Origin of the sequence: Falseniella ignava, from assembly GCF_002847645.1 — a bacterium.
GTDB classification, from domain to species: Bacteria; Bacillota; Bacilli; order Lactobacillales; family Aerococcaceae; genus Falseniella; species Falseniella ignava.
Genome location: NZ_PKHE01000038.1, coordinates 1 through 1371 on the forward strand (window position 1 = coordinate 1; position 1371 = coordinate 1371).

Consider the following 1371-nt stretch of genomic DNA (forward strand, 5'->3'; position numbering starts at 1 on the left):
CGTAAATTTCAAGTTTAAGTTAGCCACTTTGTTAAAACTGAAGACCTACATGTGAATTATTTGCACTAGGTTGTTCGGCTTTACAATGAGCGTCGGGCTGGTAGGCTCTTGGCCAAAGCTGGCTAACCCAGCTTTCACCAGCCTTTAAGCCAGCCCGGCGGAGGCTCGTTGTCAAGGCGAACAGATTTTAAGCTGCAGCCTTTTCCTGACGAAAAGCTTTTAAAAAGCAATCGTAAGGGGTTTGATAGTCTAAGATCTTTCGTGGGTAGCGATTCATCCATTGTTGAATGCGCAAAATCTGCTGATCACTAATTTCCGATATTTTTTGACCTTTCGGCAGAAATCGCCGGATGAATTTATGCTGATTCTCGCTCGTCCCTCTTTCGTAAGAAGCAAATGGGTGCGTAAAGTAGGCGAAAACTGTCTCTTGGAGAGCTTCTTGTAAGGAAGCAAACTCGGATCCATTATCTGCTGTTACTGTTTTGAATAGACGAGTGTAGTCATCGCCACAGCGCTCTCTGAGCTGGGACACTGCTAAACAAACAGCTTCGGAAGTCTTACCTGGCAACTTAAGGAGGACTTCAAAACGAGTCATTCTCTCGACTAAGGTTAATAAGACTTCGTCCCCTTTAGTTCTTTGCCCGATAACCGTATCAATTTCCCAGTGACCGAAATGATCACGAGATTCAACTTCTTCAGGTCGCTCGTCAATTGAATTTCCTAAAATCCGCTTATTTTCCTTAGCTGACCGTTTCTTTTGACGAGGTTTACGAGAGAGTTTCTCCAGTAAGTCCATATTTTTAGTGCGCATAATACCACTATCTATCCAATTATAGAGAGTAGTCGTGCTAGGAATCAGTTTTGGGTCAAATAGCTCTTGTCGCTTAGCAAAACCAACGACCACATCAGGGGACCAATGATCTTCGAGCATTTTTTCATCTGCCCATGCCATGAACGCAGCAGAATCTGCCCATTTAGGACGTCTTCCACAATTTAAACGCTGGTTATCATAAGTCGCCTGACCCTTATCAGCATCATAAACAGTGTAGTAATAAACATACTCTTTACCGTTCTGGACTTGTTTTTTCTTTTGTTTAACAGTCCCTCGCTTGATTTCATTATGAATGGTTTGGGGCGCCCGATTAAGACTAGCTGCGATAGCTCGATTTGAATAGTTTTCTTGTTTAAGAATAGCAATCTGGCAACGTTCTTGATAAGAAAGATGTGTCCCTTTTTTAGTAGCTGTGTTATCATGAATATGCGTCACGTGAATTCATCCTTATCTATTGAGAGTTGTGGTAACTTCAATATAGCATGAAATTCACGTGATGTTTTTATTTTTGGTGGCTAAGTTGATTATAGAATCCACCA

Annotated in this window: 1 protein-coding gene; it reads right to left on the reverse strand. The window is 41.9% G+C overall.

Translation table 11 applies throughout. The features are described 5' to 3' along the window. Positions 1-187: 187 nt before the first annotated feature. Entirely contained in the window at positions 188-1267 is a 1080-nt protein-coding gene (locus tag CYJ57_RS07675) for an IS30 family transposase (RefSeq protein WP_101954782.1), read from the reverse strand. Between the last annotated feature and the right edge of the window lie 104 nt (positions 1268-1371).